We start from the raw sequence: 17,351 nt of genomic DNA, 5'->3' as shown, positions 1-17,351 counted from the left end.
ATCTCCTCAGACGTTACGCTTTAACGGCAGGTTTAACGATGACGTTGCCGTTAGTCGCACCCGGGACTGCACCTTTGATGAGCAGCAGGTTGCGATCAACATCAACGCGGACCACTTCCAGGTTTTGCGTGGTTACACGCTCAGCACCCATGTGACCGGCCATTTTCTTGCCTTTGAATACGCGACCCGGGGTCTGGTTCTGACCGATAGAACCCAGTACGCGGTGAGACAAGGAGTTACCGTGAGTGGCATCCTGAGTCCGGAAGTTCCAGCGCTTAACGCCGCCAGCGAAACCTTTACCTTTGGAAGTACCGGTAACGTCTACTTTCTTGACATCGGCAAAGATGTCTACTTTCAGCTCGGCACCGACTTCGATACCTTCGCCTTCGCCTGAACCCAGGCGGAATTCCCACAGTCCACGACCCGCTTCCACACCGGCTTTAGCGAAGTGACCCGCTTCCGGCTTGGTGATACGAGTAGCTTTCTTGGTGCCAGTGGTCACCTGAACAGCTTGATAGCCATCCTTTTCCAGTGTTTTCACCTGGGTAACACGGTTGGCATCTACTTCGATAACGGTGACCGGGATGGACACGCCGTCTTCGGTGAAGACACGGGTCATACCCAGCTTACGACCTACTAGACCGATTGCCATTGATAAAACCTCTTTCCGTTATTAGCCCAGGCTGATCTGGACGTCGACGCCAGCAGCCAGATCCAGTCGCATCAGAGCATCAACTGTTTTATCAGTCGGCTCAACGATGTCTACCAGACGCTTGTGAGTACGAATTTCATACTGATCACGCGCATCTTTGTTCACGTGTGGAGAAATCAGTACGGTGTAACGCTCTTTACGCGTAGGCAGCGGAATCGGGCCGCGAACCTGGGCGCCAGTGCGCTTGGCAGTTTCTACGATCTCCGCTGTAGACTGGTCGATCAGACGGTGATCGAACGCCTTCAGACGGATACGAATTCTTTGGTTCTGCATTACCAGAGCTCCAATTGGATAAAGAACATAAAATCAGCACCGCCTGCTCTTTTATTAAAAAGAGGGGGTGTGATTTAATAACGGTGCCCACCATATCGGGGGCCTGTAAAGAGCCAGGAGCTACCTGACAAGAGCCTCGCGGCTCGCCTGATAATAAACCAAGCGAGCCGTATTATACCTATCCGCCTCCGGCTTGCAAGGCGACAGTGCTATTTTTAGGCAACTTTCGCCTTGCCGATCAGCCCGGCCTTGCCTTTCAATACCACTTCCAGTGCCACTTCATCACAGGCATGCTGACGGGGGCAGAGATCGCAGTCCTTCATCACCTTCTCGGGCAGCAGGGTCTTGCTGGTGGCGCTGAAGCCCAGTTTCATAAAGAACTCGGGTACCCGGGTCAACACAATCACCCGATCTATGGCCATGTCTTCGGCTTTCTTGAGGATTTTCTCGACCAGCGCCCTGCCCTGCCCCTGGCTCTGGAAACCGGGTTCAACCCCCAGGGAGCGGATTTCCGCCAGCCCGGTGTCGTATACATACAGAGAGGCACAACCGGTGATCTGGCCCTGAGTTTCGGCAACCGCGAACTCACCCACGGACTTCACCAGTTCCTTGCGGGTACGCGGCAGGTTCTCACCGATATTGGCCCAGTAATTCACCATCCGCTCGATGGCATCCAGATCGGTCAGGCGGGCACCGCGCACATGGATACCCGAGGTATCACGCTGGGTGAGCCGGCGCTCGGCACTGGTCAGGGCAAACTCGACCTGCTCCGGTGCCACCCCGCCCAAGGCGCAGCGACTGGCCAGGCTGGACTCCAGTGACAGCTTGCCATATACGTCGTCACCGATCAGCGGGCTGAACTGCTTGAAGTCTTCCATCGGCAGCTCTTCCATCGGCAATTTTTTGGCGATGGCATGCACGACGATGGCACCGACGATATGGTGCGCTTCGCGGAAGGGAATCCCCTTGGAGACCAGGTAATCGGCCATCTCGGTGGCGTTGGAGTAACCACCCTGGGCCGCTTCGCGGGTTTTCTCCTCGTTGACCTTGATGTCGTGCAACACCATCTCGGCCATTTCCAGGCAGTCGTACCAGGAATCCAGGGCGTCGAACAGGCCTTCCTTGTCTTCCTGCATGTCCTTGTTATAGGCCAGCGGCAGCGCCTTCAGGGTCATCATCATGCCCGCGTAGGCACCGAATACCCGCCCGCACTTGCCGCGGATCAGTTCCAGGGCATCGGGGTTCTTCTTCTGGGGCATCAGTGACGAGCCGGACGTCACCCGATCGGACAGTTCGAGGAAACCGGATTCGCCGGAGTTGTAGAAGATCAGATCTTCGGCGAAACGGGACAGGTGCATCATGGAGTTGGTGGCGCAGTTCATCAGCTCCAGCACATGATCCCGATCGGAAACGGAATCCAGGCTGTTACGGGTCGGCGAGGAAAAGCCCAGGGAATGAGCCAGCTCGTGCCGGTCGATGGGGAAACCGGTGCCGGCCAGGGCGCCGGAACCCAGCGGACAGGTATCCATACGCTTGTAGGCGTCCTGCAACCGGGTGAAGTCCCGCTCCAGCATCTCCACATAGGCCAGGCACCAGTGGGCGAAGGTCACCGGCTGGGCCCGCTGCAGATGGGTATAGCCGGGCAGCACAGTGTTCTGCTGCTCGCGCGCCACTGTCACCAGCTGTTTCTGCATGGCGTCCAGCTTGGCCAGCAGCGGCGGTACCTGCTGCTTGCACCACAGCTTGAGATCGGTCGCCACCTGATCATTACGACTACGGCCGGTATGCAGCTTCTTGCCCAGGTCACCGACCGCAGCAATCAGTTGGCCTTCAACCCAGGAATGAATATCCTCGGCGTCGGAATGGAGGATCTGGCTGGGATCTTCCATGACCTTGAGTTTGAGATCATTGAGCGCCAGTTCGATTTTCTGCTGTTCGTCGGCACTGAGTACCCCCCCCTTGGCCAGGGCCCGGGACCAGGCGATGGAGCCGACGATGTCCTGCTCCGCCAGACGATAATCGAAACGCAAAGAATCATTAAACTGCTTGAACTTGGCATCTGCCGCCTGGCTGAAACGCCCACCCCAAAGTGCCATAACCTTTTTACTCCTTGACGACATTACTGAATATTGTTGTTAACCGCACTGAACGGTTATTGCCCGCATTATACTGAAAAGCAAGCCGTAAGCTGTCAGTAAAAACACAGGGGGCATCAAGCCCCCTGTGGTTACTCCTGGATCATCCGACAGCTATTATTTCTGCTGGTTTTTCAGTGCCTTGATCCGGCTGGCCAGAGAATACAGGCGGATAAAGCCTTCGGCATGGCTCTGATCATACACCTCATCTTCGCCAAAGGTAGCGAATTCTTCTGAATACAGGCTGTTGGGCGAGGACTTCTGAATGGCGGTTACCTGACCCTTGTACATCTTCAGGACCACTTCACCGGACACGTCTTCGGCAATGGCTTCGGCGGATGCCAGCAGCGCCTTGCACAACGGGGTGAACCAGCGACCATCGTAGACCAGATGGGAGAATTCAGCTCCCACCCGCTCGCGCCAGGCGCGGGTTGGCTTGTCCAGCACCAGCTCTTCCACGGCGCGCAGCGCCGCCATCATCACGGTGCCGCCCGGCGTTTCATAGCAACCGCGGGACTTCATGCCCACCAGACGGTTTTCGACGATGTCGACCCGGCCGACGCCGTGCTTGGCGGCGCGTTCGTTGAGGGTGGTCAGCACCTGATAGGGGCTCATGGCCTGGCCATCGATAGCGACGATACAGCCCTTCTCAACGGTCAGAGAAACAGTCTCGGCCTTGTCGGGCGCCTGCTCGGGGGACACGGTCCAGGTCCAGGCCTGCTCGGACGGCTCGTTCCAAGTGCTCTCCAGCTCGCCACCTTCGGTGGAGATATGCCAGGCATTGGCATCGCGGGAGTAGATCTTGGTGGCGCTGGCGGTAGTCTTGATGTTGCGCTCGGCCAGATAGGCCAGCAGATCTTCCCGGCTGCGCATGTCCCAGATCCGCCAGGGAGCGATAATCGCCAGCTGGGGAGCCAGGGCGGCCACGGCGCCTTCGAAGCGAACCTGATCGTTACCCTTGCCGGTACAGCCATGAGAGATGGCGTCGGCACCTTCGGCAATGGCCGCTTCCACCATCGCCTTGGCGATGACCGGACGGGCCATGGAGGTGCCCAGCAGGTAGGTGCCTTCGTAGATGGCGCCGGTGGTCAGGGTCGGATACACATAGTCGTTGACGAATTCGTCTTTCAGATCGGCGACGATGCACTTGGACGCGCCGGACGCGATGGCCTTTTCTTCGACACCGTCCAGATCTTCTTCACCCTGGCCCACATCGGCCACGAATGCCACGACCTCACAACCTTCATAGTTTTCTTTCAGCCAGGGAATGATGGCTGAGGTATCCAGACCGCCGGAATAGGCCAGGAGAATTTTCTTGAATTGGCTCATGAATGAGTATCCCTGTTAATCAATGTCAGCAGCACGGCATTCTGGGCGTGCATGCGATTTTCAGCTTGGTCGAGGATCAGGGAGGCAGGACCATCCATCACCTCGGAAGTTATTTCCCACTCCCTGTGGGCGGGCTGACAGTGCAGCACCTGTTTCGCTCCGGTTTTATCGAGCAGGGCCTGATTGACCTGATAGGGCATAAAGGTCTCCCGCACCTGTTCGAGGGGAGTATTATCGCCCATGGACACCCAGGTGTCCGTATAGACAACATCCACTCCTTCGATATCATCCAGGCTATCGGTCACCCGGATCCTGGCGCCGCTGACCGCAGCCAGGGCTTCGGCTTCCTTCAGCACCTGGGCATCTATGCTGTGGCCACGCGGGCAAACGGCGGTCACACTGGTCCCCAAGATGGCACCGGTCAACATCAGTGAATGGGTCACGTTGTTGCCGTCCCCCAGATACGCCAGATGCACCTTGCTCAGATCATCATAATGTTCGGAGATGGTCAGGAAATCAGCCAGCGCCTGGCAGGGATGATACAGGTTACAGAGAGAATTAATCACTGGTACTGTCGCATATTTTGTCATTTCCACCAGCGTCTGGTGGTCGTAGACCCGGGCGACGATGGCATCACACCAGCGCGACAGGTTGGCAGCGAAGTCCTGTACCGATTCCCGCGAGCCCATGGCGCCGTTCTGGCTGTCCAGGTAAACCGCATGCCCCCCCAATTTGTTGACGCCCACATCGAAGGTGACCCGGGTACGCAGCGACGGCTTCTCGAACAGGGTGACCACGCTTTTTCCCTTGAGGGCGTCGGCGAACTTGGCCGGGTTGGCCTTGACCTGTTTCGCCAGAGCCAGGATCTGCTCCAGTTCGGCCTTGCTGTAATCCTTAACGCTCAATAAATGTTGCATGGGGAACCCTCAGTGTGAAATCCGGGTGCCGTGCTCAGACTCGCCCGCCAGCAGTGACAACAGTTGATCCGGGTAGCGCCAGCTGCCGACGGCAACCGGCTTGCCCAGGGTCTTGGTGGCCTTCAAGGCCGCCTTGACCTTGACCGCCATGCCGTCCTTGATGATGTTCTTGGCCATCAGCTCCTCGGCATCGGCTTCGGTCAGATGGGCAATACGCTGCCCCTTGCCGTCCAGGATGCCGCTCACGTCGGACAGCATCACCAGATCCGCATCCAGAATTTCAGCAATGGCGGTGGCGGCCTGGTCGGCGTTCACGTTCATCAGGTGACCATCGAAGGTGATGCCGATGGAGCTGACCACCGGCAGGAATCCGCCGGCCAGCAGGGTGTTGACCAGGGTAGCGTCTCCGCCCTCTATCTGGCCGACCGCGCCCAGCTCGGGATCCAGCTGGCTGACCCGGCACAGGCCACCGTCACCCAGGCACAGCCCCACCGACTTGATGTCATGGGCGACAGCCTGGGCCAGCAACAGCTTGTTGGCGGTACCGGCCAGGGCACCGGCAATCACGGGGATCTGCTCGAAAGGCGTCACCCGCAGGCCGTTTTTCTTGGTCGAGGTCAGGCCCATGGCCTTCAGCTGGTTATCCACCAGTACGCCACCGCCATGCACCAGCACCAGCGGACGCCCTTCTTCATCCAGGAAGGTTTTCAGGGTGGTAAACAGGGCCTCCAGGGCCTTGTCGCTTTCCAGCAGGGTGCCACCCAGCTTGATCACCAGCGGTTGTTGCATTGCCATCTCCTTTACTCCTTGACCAGACCAGCCAGCGGCGAAAAGCCCTGGTGAATATTGATACACTGAATGGCCTGACTGGCCGCTCCCTTCAATAAGTTATCTATGGCCGATACCACAATCAACTGGTTCCCGTCGCGGGCCCAGTGCAGATCACAGAAAGGGGTGCCGGCCACATCGTTGATCTGTGGCCACTGGCTGGCCAGGCGCACGATTTGCTGACCGTCATAGGCGTTGTGATACGCCTCGGCTATCTGCTCGTCACTCACACCGTCGGCCAGCTGCACATAGACGGTGGCCAATATGCCCCGGATAAAATTACCCAGGTGGGGCTGAAACACCACCTGTTCGCCCAGGTGATGGCTGATTTCAGGCTGATGTCTGTGGTTAAAGACCCCATAGGGCTTGAGGCTGACCTCACAGAAGCTGTTGTTCATGCTGGCCTTGCGACCGGCACCACTGACCCCCGACACGGCACTGATGATGGGCCGAGAGCCGCCGGCAATGAGGCCGGCCGCTTGCAAAGGTTTGAGCGCACTCAGTGATGCCGTAGGGTAGCAACCGGGCACGGCAATCAGCTGGGCGGCCTTGATGGCGTCCTGATTCCACTCGGCCAGACCATAGGCCGCCTTGGCCAGCCAGTCGCCATGCTGATGGTGGAAGCCGTAGAATTTGTCGTAAAAGCCGTTACCCGGTACCCGGAACGCACCGGACAGATCGAACACCGGCGGCCCCTTGGCCAGAAAACCGGGAGCCAGATCATGGCTGACCTCGTGAGCCGTGGCCAGCAATACCAGGTCGGCGTCGGTGTGAATGCGGCTGATAGCATCCTCGTCCAGGGGCAACAGCGGCAAATCTATCAGCCCGCGCCAGCGTGGGTACAGGCTGGAAAAGGATTTATGGGCATCCTGGCTGCCGGCGGATACATAGAGGCCGGAAAGGGTCAAAGAAGGGTGGCCTTGAATTAGACCGGCCAGTTCGGCTCCGGTGTAGCCACTGGCACCAATAATTGCAGCTTTTAACATGGGCATATCCATCGAAATATCAATATCAGCTTGAGGAAAACAGGGTATCTGCCTAATTTGAATCCTTGGCTTATGTCATCCTGGATGAGTAGGTTCAGGCAAGCTTTATCGTCGCCGTAATTGAGGAAGGAAAGTCATGACCATCGGCTATACGCGTTACCCAAATAAAGATATGCTGGCAGCCTAACAACAAAAACATATTTATGCAATTGCATTGAATTTAAATTAGATAAAATCCCGACGGAGACCCTATGAGCTCGCTCACATTCCTGGATATGTACCGCAACATCATCGCCCTGCCCTCCATCAGCAGCACTGATTCCAGCTGGGATCAAAGCAATGAGCAGGTGATCCGCCTGCTGGCGGACTGGTTCAGCCAACTGGGCTTTCAGGTAGAGGTCACCGAAGTCCCTGGCCTGAATGGCAAATTCAACCTGCTGGCCAGCAAAGGGGAAGGAGAAGGTGGCCTGCTGCTGGCCGGCCATACGGATACAGTGCCCTTCGATCCGGGCCGCTGGAACAAGGATCCCTTCAAGCTGACCGAAGAAGGCAATCGTCTTTATGGTCTCGGCACCATAGATATGAAAGGTTTCTTCGCCTTTATCGTCGAGGCATTGAAGGACCTGGATCTAAGCAAGCTGCACAAGCCGATCCGTATCCTGGCCACCGCCGATGAAGAAACCACCATGGCCGGCGCCCGGGCTATCGCCAGCGCCCAGGCCCTGAAACCCGACTATGCGGTGATCGGTGAGCCGACCGGCCTGGTGCCGGTGATGATGCACAAAGGCCATATGTCGGAAGCCATCCGTATTACAGGCCGCAGCGGCCACAGCTCGGATCCCGCCAACGGCGTCAACGCCCTGGAAATTATGCACCAAGTGATGGCCCGCCTGCTGGAACTGCAACACCAGCTCAAGGAAAAGTACGCCAATCCGCATTTCCAGGTGCCCCAGCCCACCCTCAACCTGGGTCATATTCACGGGGGTGACAGCCCCAACCGCATCTGTGCCTGCTGTGAGCTGCACTTCGATATGCGTCCGATCCCGGGGGTCGGGCCGGATGAACTGATGGGCCTGCTGCACCATGCGCTGGAGCCCATCAAGGCCCAGTATCCAAATGCCCTGGAACTGTTCCATCTGCATGAGCCTATTCCCGCCTACGGTACCGACCCGGATGCCGAGCTGGTCAAGGCCGCGGAAGACATATCTGGTCACAAGGCGGAGGCGGTCAACTACTGCACCGAAGCCCCCTTTATCCAGCAACTGGGCTGCCAGACCATAGTGATGGGTCCCGGCCATATCGCCCAGGCCCACCAGCCGGACGAATACCTGGATCTGTCCTTTGTCACGCCCACGGTCGAGGTGCTACAACAACTGCTCAAGCGCTTCTGCCTAAGTAAATAAGTTACAAAACTCCTGGTCAATTCATACCGATATTGACCAGGAATAAGAAAAATGGCTAGATAAGATCCAGTTTCGATTTATTTTTGTAGTAATTTAACGGAATCAAGAGGCTGTTATGGATAATCACGCGTCACTCAGGGCCAATGTTAACCTACTGGGACAACTGTTGGGCGATACCATTAAATCTCACCATGGTCAGGCCTTTCTCGACAAGATAGAAACCATTCGCCAACTGGCCAAGTCGGCCCGGCAAGGTAACCAGGAAGATCAGGACCGGCTGCTGAGTACCCTGAAGAACCTGAGTGACGATGAATTGCTGCCGGTGGCCCGCGCCTTCAGCCAGTTCCTCAACCTGGCCAACGTAGCGGAACAGTTTCATACCACCTCCCGTGAATACCAGAATGCCGATCTGCCCGACTCCCTCGGCCAGATGTTCACCCGTCTGCAGGCCGCCAACCTGGATCACAACCAGATCCGGGAAGCCGTCGCCGCCCTGGACATCGAACTGGTACTGACCGCTCACCCCACCGAAGTTACCCGCCGCACCTTTATTCACAAGCATGTGCAGCTCAATGACTGCCTCGCGGCCCTCGAACTGAATCTGCCCGAAACGGAGCGGGACGAGGTGCTCGGTCGTATCCAGCAGTTGATCACCCAGGCCTGGCACAGCAATGAAATACGCTCTCAGCGTCCGACCCCGGTCGATGAGGCCAAGTGGGGCTTTGCGGTGATCGAAAACAGCCTCTGGCCAGCCCTGCCCAAATTTATGCGCCAGTTGGACAACCAGTTGCATGATCACCTGGGCGTCCGCCTGCCGCTGGATGCCGCACCGGTGCGATTCGCTTCCTGGATGGGCGGTGATCGGGACGGCAACCCCTTCGTCACCGCCAAGGTCACCCGGGAAGTACTGCTGCTCGGCCGCTGGATGGCCAGCTCCCTGTTCCTCAACGATATCCAGGAGCTGGTGTCCGAACTGTCCATGTCCGAGGCCAACGACGAACTCTATCGCCAGGCCGATCAAAGTGACGAGCCCTACCGCACCGTGCTGCGCCGGCTTAGGGAAGATCTGCGGGAGACCCTGATGCACCTGAATGCCAAGGTGCAGGGCCAGAAAACCGATGCTCGGGATCTGATCACCACCACGGCGCAGCTGAGGGAACCACTGGAGCTCTGCTATCGGTCCCTGCATGAATGCGGACTGAAGCTGATCGCCGACGGCATGCTGCTGGACGTGCTGCGCAAGGTCGCCTGTTTCGGTATTCATCTGGTCAAGCTGGATGTGCGCCAGGACGGGGAGCGCCATACCCAAGCTCTGGCCGAAATCACCCGCTACCTGGGGCTCGGCGATTATGCCGGCTGGAACGAGTCGGACAAGCAGGCTTTCCTGCTGAGCGAGCTGAATTCCCGCCGCCCCCTGCTGCCTCGCCAGTGGCAACCGAGTGCCGATACCCAGGAAGTGCTGGACACCTGCCGGGTCATCGCCGAGCATCCGCGTGACGCCTTCGGCATCTATATCATCTCCATGGCCGGCGCACCCTCCGACGTGCTGGCGGTGCAACTGTTGCTGAAAGAAACCGGCGTCGACTTCCCGTTGCCGGTAGCGCCCTTGTTCGAAACCCTGGACGATCTGAACCAGGGCGCCGAGGTGATCGAACAGCTGTTCAATGTGCCCTGGTATCGGGGCTACCTGCAGGGACAGCAGTTCGTGATGATCGGCTATTCCGACTCGGCCAAGGATGCCGGCATGATGGCCGCCGGCTGGGCCCAGTACAGCGCCATGGAAAAACTGGTGGCACTGAGCGCCCGGGAAGATATCAAGCTGACCCTGTTCCACGGCCGCGGCGGCAGCCTGGGCCGGGGCGGCGGCCCCGCTCGTCAGGCGATACTGGCCCAGCCTCCCGGCTCCACCCTGGGCGGACTGCGGGTCACCGAACAAGGCGAGATGATCCGCTTCAAGTTCGGTCTGCCCAAGGTCGCCATGCACAGCCTGATGCTCTACGCCAGCGCCGTGCTCGAAGCCAACCTGCTGCCACCGCCCGAGCCGAAACCCGAGTGGCGGGAACTAATGGAAAACATGTCTCGGGTTTCCTGCGACCATTATCGTTCACTCATTCGTGGCGAACCCGACTTCGTGCCCTATTTCCGGGCCGCCACCCCCGAGCTCGAGCTGGGCAAGCTGCCACTCGGCTCCCGGCCGGCCAAGCGCAAGCCCAATGGCGGGGTGGAAAGCCTGCGCGCCATTCCCTGGATCTTTGCCTGGACCCAGAACCGGCTGATGCTGCCCGCCTGGCTGGGTGCTCACAAGGGTCTGCAGCAAGCAATAGACGAAGGCCAGGAGGACATACTGATAACCATGAACAGCAACTGGCCCTTCTTCCGCGCCCGCCTGGATATGCTGGAAATGGTGTTCCTCAAGGCCGATGCGGGGCTGGCGGCCTACTACGACAGTGTGCTGGTCCCCGAGCCGCTCAAGCCGCTGGGAACCCGGCTGCGTGACGAGCTGCAGGCCAGTGTCGAGCTGATCCTGCGTCTCAAGCAGGAAGCCGAGCTGTTGTCGGATCAGCCCTGGAGCAAGGAATCCATCAAGCTGCGCAATCCCTACACGGATCCGCTCAATGTGCTGCAGGCCGAGCTGCTCAAGCGCTCCCGCCAGCAGGGAAATATCCACCCGAGCCTGGATCAGGCGCTGATGGTGACCATCGCCGGCATCGCCGCCGGCATGCGCAATACGGGTTGATGGCTGGGGTATACTCTGAGGCAACTGGGTAACCTCCTCCGACACGCTAAGCCGCATCCATGCGACGCTCAGCACATGACGTCCTGTCATGTGATGGTCGGCTGAGGTTATCCCAGTCACCTCTCTTTAACCTCTGAGCCATCTGGTGCAAATGATAAAAAGCCCCAGTGCCTGTCGGCTCCGGGGCTTTTTCACTTCTTTATCAGGCTAGCGAGCCAGCTCAGCTTTGGCGTGCTGTTTTGCTGGCTGCTTCTGACGAGGAGACCGTTTCGGCGAGTGGTTTCTTTGCCCAGTAACCCGCCAGCAACGAACCGGAAATATTGTGCCACACGCTGAACAGGGTGCCAGGCAAGGCTGCCGTTGGGGTAAAGAACTTCATGGCCAGAGCCGTCGCCAACCCCGAATTCTGCAGTCCCACTTCAAACGCGATGGTACGACAGACCTTCTTGTCGAAGCCCAGCAGGGCAGTAACACCATACCCCAGTACCAGGCCGCAGCTGTTATGCAACACCACCGCCAACGCCACTATGCCGCCAATTTGCGCCATTTTTTCCGCATTCAGTGCCACCACGATGGCGATGATCAGAACAATGGCCAGCATGGACAACAGCGGCAGCAGGGGCTCTAGCCGCCGCACCAGGCCAGCGGCAAAATAATTGATTCCCACTCCCAGCAAGACGGGCGCGACCACCACCTGCAACAGGCTAATCAGCATGGATTGCACCGGCACATCCACGCTCTGTCCCACCAGCAGGGCCACCAGCACCGGGGTGAGCAACACGCCCAACAGGGTGGATATGGCGGTCATGGAAATAGACAGGGCGGTATCTCCCCTGGCCAGGTAACACATCACATTCGAGGAGGTCCCGCCGGCTACACTGCCCACCAGCAGCATGCCAACCGTCAGTTCGGCATCGAAGCCGAACATCCAGGCTACCAGCAGGGCCACCAGTGGCATGACAGTAAACTGCAGCAAGACACCAACCATCAGGGCCTTTTTATTGGTCAGTACCTTGCGAAAATCACTCAGGCTGAGAGTCAGCCCCATGCACAACATGATCAGGGTCAGCAGCGGTACTATCTGCCCCTTGATACCAACAAACAATTCGGGCTGTATAAACGCGAGCACAGACAACAACAATGCCCATAACGGAAATAACTGAGTAACCAGGGCCAGCATGGCATTTCTCTCTGATAGTAAAGATGAATGATCCGACGTTCAGATCATGGGAGGGGCCTTGTTAACACAAAGCAGCGGTCCGTAACAAGCCTGCAAGACGCCAGCCATTTGATTAATCAGCAAAAAATTGCATAATCGAGCCATGCTATCCCCTTACCATTTCGGAATGCGTTATGACTCCCGCCATCCTGTTCCTGGAAAAAAACAATGCCAGTTTTATCCAGCACCAGTACGACTGCACCACCCAGGACGACTTCGGTGCCCATGCAGCCCAACAACTGCGAGTCCCCCTGGGTCAGGTGTTCAAGACCCTACTGACCGAAGGTGAGCAGGGGGCGGTGGTGGCGCTGGTCCCTTCCTCCGGCAAGGTCAACCTGAAGCGACTGGCCAAGGCAGCCGGCGTCAAGAGACTGGAGATGATGCCCCCCGCCAAGGCCGAGCGCCTGACCGGCTACAAGGTTGGTGGCATCAGCCCTTTCGCCCAGAAAAAACGTTTGATCACGGTACTGGATGCCTCGGCAAGGGATTATCCCTTTGTATTGGTATCCGGAGGCAAACGGGGCCTGTCTGTCGGGCTGGCCCCAGGGGAGCTGCTGACGCTGCTCGATGCCAGAGAAGCGGATATCGCTGAACAGGATTGAGGCAAGCCTCTCCGGCTGGGTATGAAGCACAGGGAGGCCAGCCGTTAGTTCGGCGGGAAGGCCGGCCGGCCCGGCCTGCGTCAGCAGAATGTCGACGCCTTCGCCGGTGGCATGGTGCTGACCTCGCTCCGGTTCGACAACGATGACTGCACCGCTGCCCAGGGTTGTGAGCAGTATCCCGCAGTTGGGGAGCAGGATGTCACCACGGATGAGCTTGCTGCGGTCACCTTTTACAGCCGCCACCTCGCCGATTGGCAACGGCTATGGCCTGTGGCGACGGGACAACGGCGAGCTGCTCAGCCAATCAGTGGGATAACCATTGGGCGCTGATCGACACCAACTGACCGGCCCTGAGCAGACAACGACCCATACGCCTTCTTCTACGGCCGCTACGCTATGCTTTGAGAAACCAACCACAATGCGGGGTGTATGCATGGGGATCTTAAGCTGGATTATCCTTGGGTTGCTGGCCGGCATACTGGCCAAATGGCTGATGCCGGGACGGGACGGCGGCGGCCTGATCATGACCATACTGCTGGGCATCGCCGGCGCCTTTGTCGGCGGCTGGATCGGTACCCGGCTCGGTTTTGGCTCGGTCACCGGCGTTAATCTGGGTAGCCTGTTTACCGCCGTGGTCGGCGCCCTGGCGTTGCTGTTCCTGTTCCGCCTGCTGAGAAAATAGCGGCAGGCCTGCCCCGGGCGCTGTCCTGACTCGGCCACAGATTCAGGACAACAGCCAACCCAGGGGACTGTAAGTTTTCTCCCTCATGCTTCGACTTGTGCTGAGCCCGCAAACTAGTGCATAGTGTTATCAATTACTTAGATAACAAAGTAGTTTTCCTATAAGGAAATAAGGTGGCTCAAGGATATGCAAGCCAAACTCTCCGTCGCCAACCTCTACAAGGTATTCGGCGACCAGCCTGAACAGGCCTTCCCGCTGCTGGAACAGGGAGTCGACAAGGACGAAGTGTTCCGCCGGACAGGCTTGACCATAGCGGTTAAGGACACCAGCTTCGACATCCATGCCGGTGAAATTTTCGTGATCATGGGCCTGTCCGGCTCGGGCAAGTCTACCCTGGTCCGTCTGCTCAACCGCCTGATCGAACCGACCCGAGGCCATGTCTACCTGGACGGCGAAGACATCGCCACCATGGATGACAAGACATTGCGCCAGGCCAGGCGCAAGAAGATCAGCATGGTGTTCCAGTCATTCGCACTGATGCCTCACCTCAACATCCAGGATAATGTGGCCTTCGGGCTGGAACTGGACGGCATCGGCCGGGCAGAACGCCATCAACGGGCCCGCCAGGCTCTGGAGCGGGTCGGACTGGCCGCCCACCTGCATTCCTACCCGGATCAGCTGTCCGGCGGCATGCAGCAACGGGTGGGCCTCGCCCGGGCGCTGGCGGTGGATCCGGATGTGCTGCTGATGGACGAGGCCTTTTCGGCCCTGGATCCACTGATCCGCACCGAAATGCAGGATGAGCTGATTCAACTGCAGGCCCGTGACAAACGCACCATCGTCTTTATTTCTCATGATCTGGACGAAGCCATGCGCATCGGCGATCGCATCGCCATCATGCAGGATGGAGCCGTGGTCCAGATAGGCACCCCGGACGAGATCCTCCACAACCCTGCCAACGATTACGTACGCAGCTTCTTCCGTGGTGTCGATGTCAGCCGGGTCTTTACCGCCAAGGACGTGGCCAGCCGCCGGCAGATCACCCTGATACAGAAAGGAGACGACGGTATCCGCATCGCCCTGCAGCGCCTGCGTGACCAGGACAGGGACCATGCCTATGTGCTCGACCGGGAACGCCGCTATCTGGGGACCGTCTCTATCGACTCCCTTATTCGAGCAGAAAAAGACGGCGCCTCCATGAGTTCGGCCATGCTCCGGCAAATCCAGCCGATCGCTGCCAAGACCCCGCTCGGCGAGCTGCTGGGTACGGTCGCCCAGGCCCCCTGCGGCGTACCCGTGGTCACTGAGCAGGGCATCTACCTGGGCGTGATCACCAAGGCCGCGCTGCTGGAAACCCTGGATCGGGAAGGAGAAACATCCATATGAGCAAGGAACAGAACGCAGATCCCTGGGCTTCGGCAGAAACCGGAAGCCAGGACACACCCGCCACGGATAACCCCTGGGAAAGCGCCACGGCCACCGAGCCGGCGGACGACAACCCCTGGGAGTCAGGCTCGCCTGCCGATGACAGCGGCACCAGCTGGCTGGACGCCGCTCCCGCCGAGCCCGAGGAACAGGCCGGTTTTGACTGGCTGCACCCCTTTCAGGACGCCTGGGTCCCGCTGGACACCTGGGTAGAGCAGGGCCTGGACTGGGTCGTCGATAACTTCCGGGGCGCCTTCCAGGCGGTAAGAGCTCCGGTTGATACCATTCTCACCGGCGTCGAACAGAGCCTGCTGTCCATGCCCGCTCCCCTGCTGATCCTGCTGGTGGCCTTGCTGGCCTGGCAGGCCTCCAGCTGGCGTCTGGGCCTGGGCACCCTGCTGTCTCTGATCAGCATAGGCGCCATCGGCGCCTGGAACGAGGCTATGATCACCCTGTCGCTGGTGCTGACCTCGGTGGTGTTCTGTGTACTTATCGGGCTACCGCTCGGTATTTGGCTGGGCTACAGCAACCGGGCCCAGACCGCCCTGCGCCCTGTGCTGGACGCCATGCAGACCACCCCCGCCTTCGTCTACCTGGTGCCCATTGTCATGTTGTTCGGTATCGGCAACGTGCCCGGGGTGGTGGTAACCATCATCTTCGCCCTGCCGCCGCTGATCCGGCTGACCAGCCTAGGCATCCGCCAGGTCCCGGAGGACCTGGTGGAAGCGACCCGCTCATTCGGCGCCAGCCCGGCCCAGTTACTGTTCAAGGTACAGCTGCCGCTGGCCATGCCGACCATCATGGCCGGCATCAACCAGACGCTGATGCTGGCCCTGTCGATGGTGGTAATCGCCTCCATGATCGCGGTCGGCGGCCTGGGCCAGATGGTACTGCGCGGCATAGGCCGGCTCGATATGGGCCTGGCCACAGTCGGTGGTCTGGGCATAGTGCTGATGGCCATCATCCTCGATCGGCTGACTCAATCCATGGGCCAGGACAATCGCAGCCGGGGCATCCGCCACTGGTACGAAACCGGTCCCGCCGGCGTGATTTATCGCCTGCTGGGCCACAGGGAATAACCGACAAGGAGTACAAGTATGAACTTTACGACTGCGCTATCCACCGGACTGCTGGCCGCCGGCTTCAGCCTCACAGCCCTCGCCGCCCTCCCGGGGGAAGGCATTGAGGTACAACCGCTGAAAAGCTCCATCGCCGAAGAAACCTTCCAGACCCTGCTGGTCATGAAGGGCCTGGAAAAGCTGGGCTATCAGGTCAAGGATATCCAGGAGATAGAATATGCCGCCGGTCACATCGCCCTGGCCAACGGCGACGCCACCTTTATGGCGGATCACTGGGACCCGCTGCATGTGGACTTCTATGAAGCTGCCGGCGGCGATGCCAAGCTGTACCGTCAGGGGGTCTACTCCACCGGCGCCCTGCAGGGCTACCTGATCGACAAGCGTACTGCCGATGCCCATGGCATCACCAATGTCGGCCAACTCAAGGATCCCGAGATCGCCAGCCTGTTCGACGTCAACGATGACGGCAAGGCGGATCTGACCGGCTGTACCCCGGGCTGGGGATGTGAAAAAGTCATCGAGCATCATCTGGATGCCTATGGCCTGCGCGATACGGTGACCCATAATCAGGGTGCCTATTCGGCGATCATTGCCGACACCATAGCCCGCTACCGGGCCGGCGAGTCCATCTTTTACTACACCTGGACCCCATACTGGGTCAGCGGCGAACTGGTCCCCGGCAAGGACGTGGTCTGGCTGGAAGTCCCCTTCTCGGCCCTGCCCGGCGCCCGCAAGGATGTAAACACCGCCCTGCCCAACGGCAAGGACTATGGTTTCCAGGCCAACACCCAGCGCATTGTCGCCAACAAGGCCTTTACCGATGCCAACCCGGCCGCCGCCAAGCTGTTCGAAGTGATGCAGATATCCTCCAACGACATCAGCGCCCAGAACCTGCGGATGAAGAACGGCGAAGATTCACAAGCCGATATCGAGCGTCATACCAACGGCTGGATTCAGGCCAATCAGGCCAGATTCGACGCCTGGGTCCAGGCCGCCATGGAGGCCGCCAAGTAACACAAGACGG

15 protein-coding genes are annotated in these 17,351 nt (G+C 59.0%); 7 read left to right on the top strand and 8 right to left on the bottom strand.

What is annotated here, in order from left to right:
• Positions 1–13 precede the first annotated feature (13 nt).
• The 7 genes from rplC to argC all read right to left on the bottom strand — a co-directional run bounded on the left by rplC (position 14) and on the right by argC (position 7,180).
• A complete protein-coding gene (gene rplC, locus DCS96_RS13880) occupies positions 14–652 on the bottom strand; it encodes a 50S ribosomal protein L3 (RefSeq protein WP_116474987.1) in 639 nt (212 codons plus the stop codon).
• Between the two features lie 21 nt (positions 653–673).
• On the bottom strand, positions 674–985 hold the full coding sequence (gene rpsJ / locus DCS96_RS13875) for a 30S ribosomal protein S10 (protein ID WP_013343788.1): 312 nt from the start codon (positions 983–985) through the stop codon (positions 674–676).
• 215 nt (positions 986–1,200) lie between these two features.
• On the bottom strand, positions 1,201–3,081 hold the full coding sequence (gene argH, locus DCS96_RS13870) for an argininosuccinate lyase (protein WP_116474986.1): 1,881 nt from the start codon (positions 3,079–3,081) through the stop codon (positions 1,201–1,203).
• Positions 3,082–3,237: 156 nt separating this feature from the next.
• On the bottom strand, positions 3,238–4,449 hold the full coding sequence (locus DCS96_RS13865; RefSeq protein ID WP_116474985.1) for an argininosuccinate synthase: 1,212 nt from the start codon (positions 4,447–4,449) through the stop codon (positions 3,238–3,240).
• Positions 4,446–5,366 (bottom strand): ornithine carbamoyltransferase, encoded by a 921-nt coding sequence (locus DCS96_RS13860; protein ID WP_116474984.1) that lies wholly within the window; start codon positions 5,364–5,366, stop codon positions 4,446–4,448. The genes DCS96_RS13865 and DCS96_RS13860 overlap by 4 nt, the downstream gene beginning before the upstream one ends.
• Before the next feature lie 9 nt (positions 5,367–5,375).
• Entirely contained in the window at positions 5,376–6,161 is a 786-nt protein-coding gene (gene argB / locus DCS96_RS13855; RefSeq protein WP_269801917.1) for an acetylglutamate kinase, read from the bottom strand.
• Positions 6,162–6,166: 5 nt separating this feature from the next.
• The gene (argC, locus tag DCS96_RS13850) at positions 6,167–7,180 is read right to left on the bottom strand and encodes an N-acetyl-gamma-glutamyl-phosphate reductase (protein ID WP_116474982.1); all 1,014 of its coding nucleotides are present in this window, start codon (positions 7,178–7,180) and stop codon (positions 6,167–6,169) included.
• Between the two features lie 251 nt (positions 7,181–7,431).
• Here argC and argE point away from each other — a divergent pair, with 251 nt between their 5' ends.
• The gene (gene argE / locus DCS96_RS13845) at positions 7,432–8,583 is read left to right on the top strand and encodes an acetylornithine deacetylase (RefSeq protein ID WP_116474981.1); all 1,152 of its coding nucleotides are present in this window, start codon (positions 7,432–7,434) and stop codon (positions 8,581–8,583) included.
• 115 nt (positions 8,584–8,698) lie between these two features.
• On the top strand, positions 8,699–11,320 hold the full coding sequence (gene ppc, locus DCS96_RS13840; RefSeq protein ID WP_116474980.1) for a phosphoenolpyruvate carboxylase: 2,622 nt from the start codon (positions 8,699–8,701) through the stop codon (positions 11,318–11,320).
• 220 nt (positions 11,321–11,540) lie between these two features.
• On the opposite strand, the gene DCS96_RS13835 is transcribed toward ppc, so the two are convergent.
• Positions 11,541–12,500 (bottom strand): bile acid:sodium symporter family protein, encoded by a 960-nt coding sequence (locus tag DCS96_RS13835; protein WP_116474979.1) that lies wholly within the window; start codon positions 12,498–12,500, stop codon positions 11,541–11,543.
• A 173-nt stretch (positions 12,501–12,673) separates the two neighbouring features.
• On the opposite strand from DCS96_RS13835, the gene ybaK reads away from it, so the two are divergent.
• From ybaK to proX, 5 genes are all read left to right on the top strand, one after another.
• Positions 12,674–13,141, top strand: coding sequence for a Cys-tRNA(Pro) deacylase (gene ybaK, locus DCS96_RS13830; protein WP_116474978.1), 468 nt, complete (start codon positions 12,674–12,676; stop codon positions 13,139–13,141).
• Positions 13,142–13,574: 433 nt separating this feature from the next.
• Positions 13,575–13,823, top strand: a complete 249-nt coding sequence (locus DCS96_RS13820) for a GlsB/YeaQ/YmgE family stress response membrane protein (RefSeq protein WP_116474976.1) — start codon at positions 13,575–13,577, stop codon at positions 13,821–13,823.
• A 186-nt stretch (positions 13,824–14,009) separates the two neighbouring features.
• Positions 14,010–15,209 (top strand): glycine betaine/L-proline ABC transporter ATP-binding protein ProV, encoded by a 1,200-nt coding sequence (gene proV, locus DCS96_RS13815; protein ID WP_116474975.1) that lies wholly within the window; start codon positions 14,010–14,012, stop codon positions 15,207–15,209.
• Positions 15,206–16,327, top strand: coding sequence for a glycine betaine/L-proline ABC transporter permease ProW (proW, locus tag DCS96_RS13810; protein WP_116474974.1), 1,122 nt, complete (start codon positions 15,206–15,208; stop codon positions 16,325–16,327). Before proV ends, proW begins: the two co-directional genes overlap by 4 nt.
• A gap of 18 nt (positions 16,328–16,345) precedes the next feature.
• On the top strand, positions 16,346–17,341 hold the full coding sequence (proX, locus tag DCS96_RS13805) for a glycine betaine/L-proline ABC transporter substrate-binding protein ProX (protein WP_116474973.1): 996 nt from the start codon (positions 16,346–16,348) through the stop codon (positions 17,339–17,341).
• Positions 17,342–17,351 lie beyond the last annotated feature (10 nt).

The sequence above is a fragment of the Zobellella maritima genome (assembly GCF_003075035.1).
In the GTDB taxonomy this organism is placed as follows: domain Bacteria; phylum Pseudomonadota; class Gammaproteobacteria; order Enterobacterales; family Aeromonadaceae; genus Oceanimonas; species Oceanimonas maritima.
This window is presented reverse-complemented; position numbering and strand designations above follow the sequence as displayed.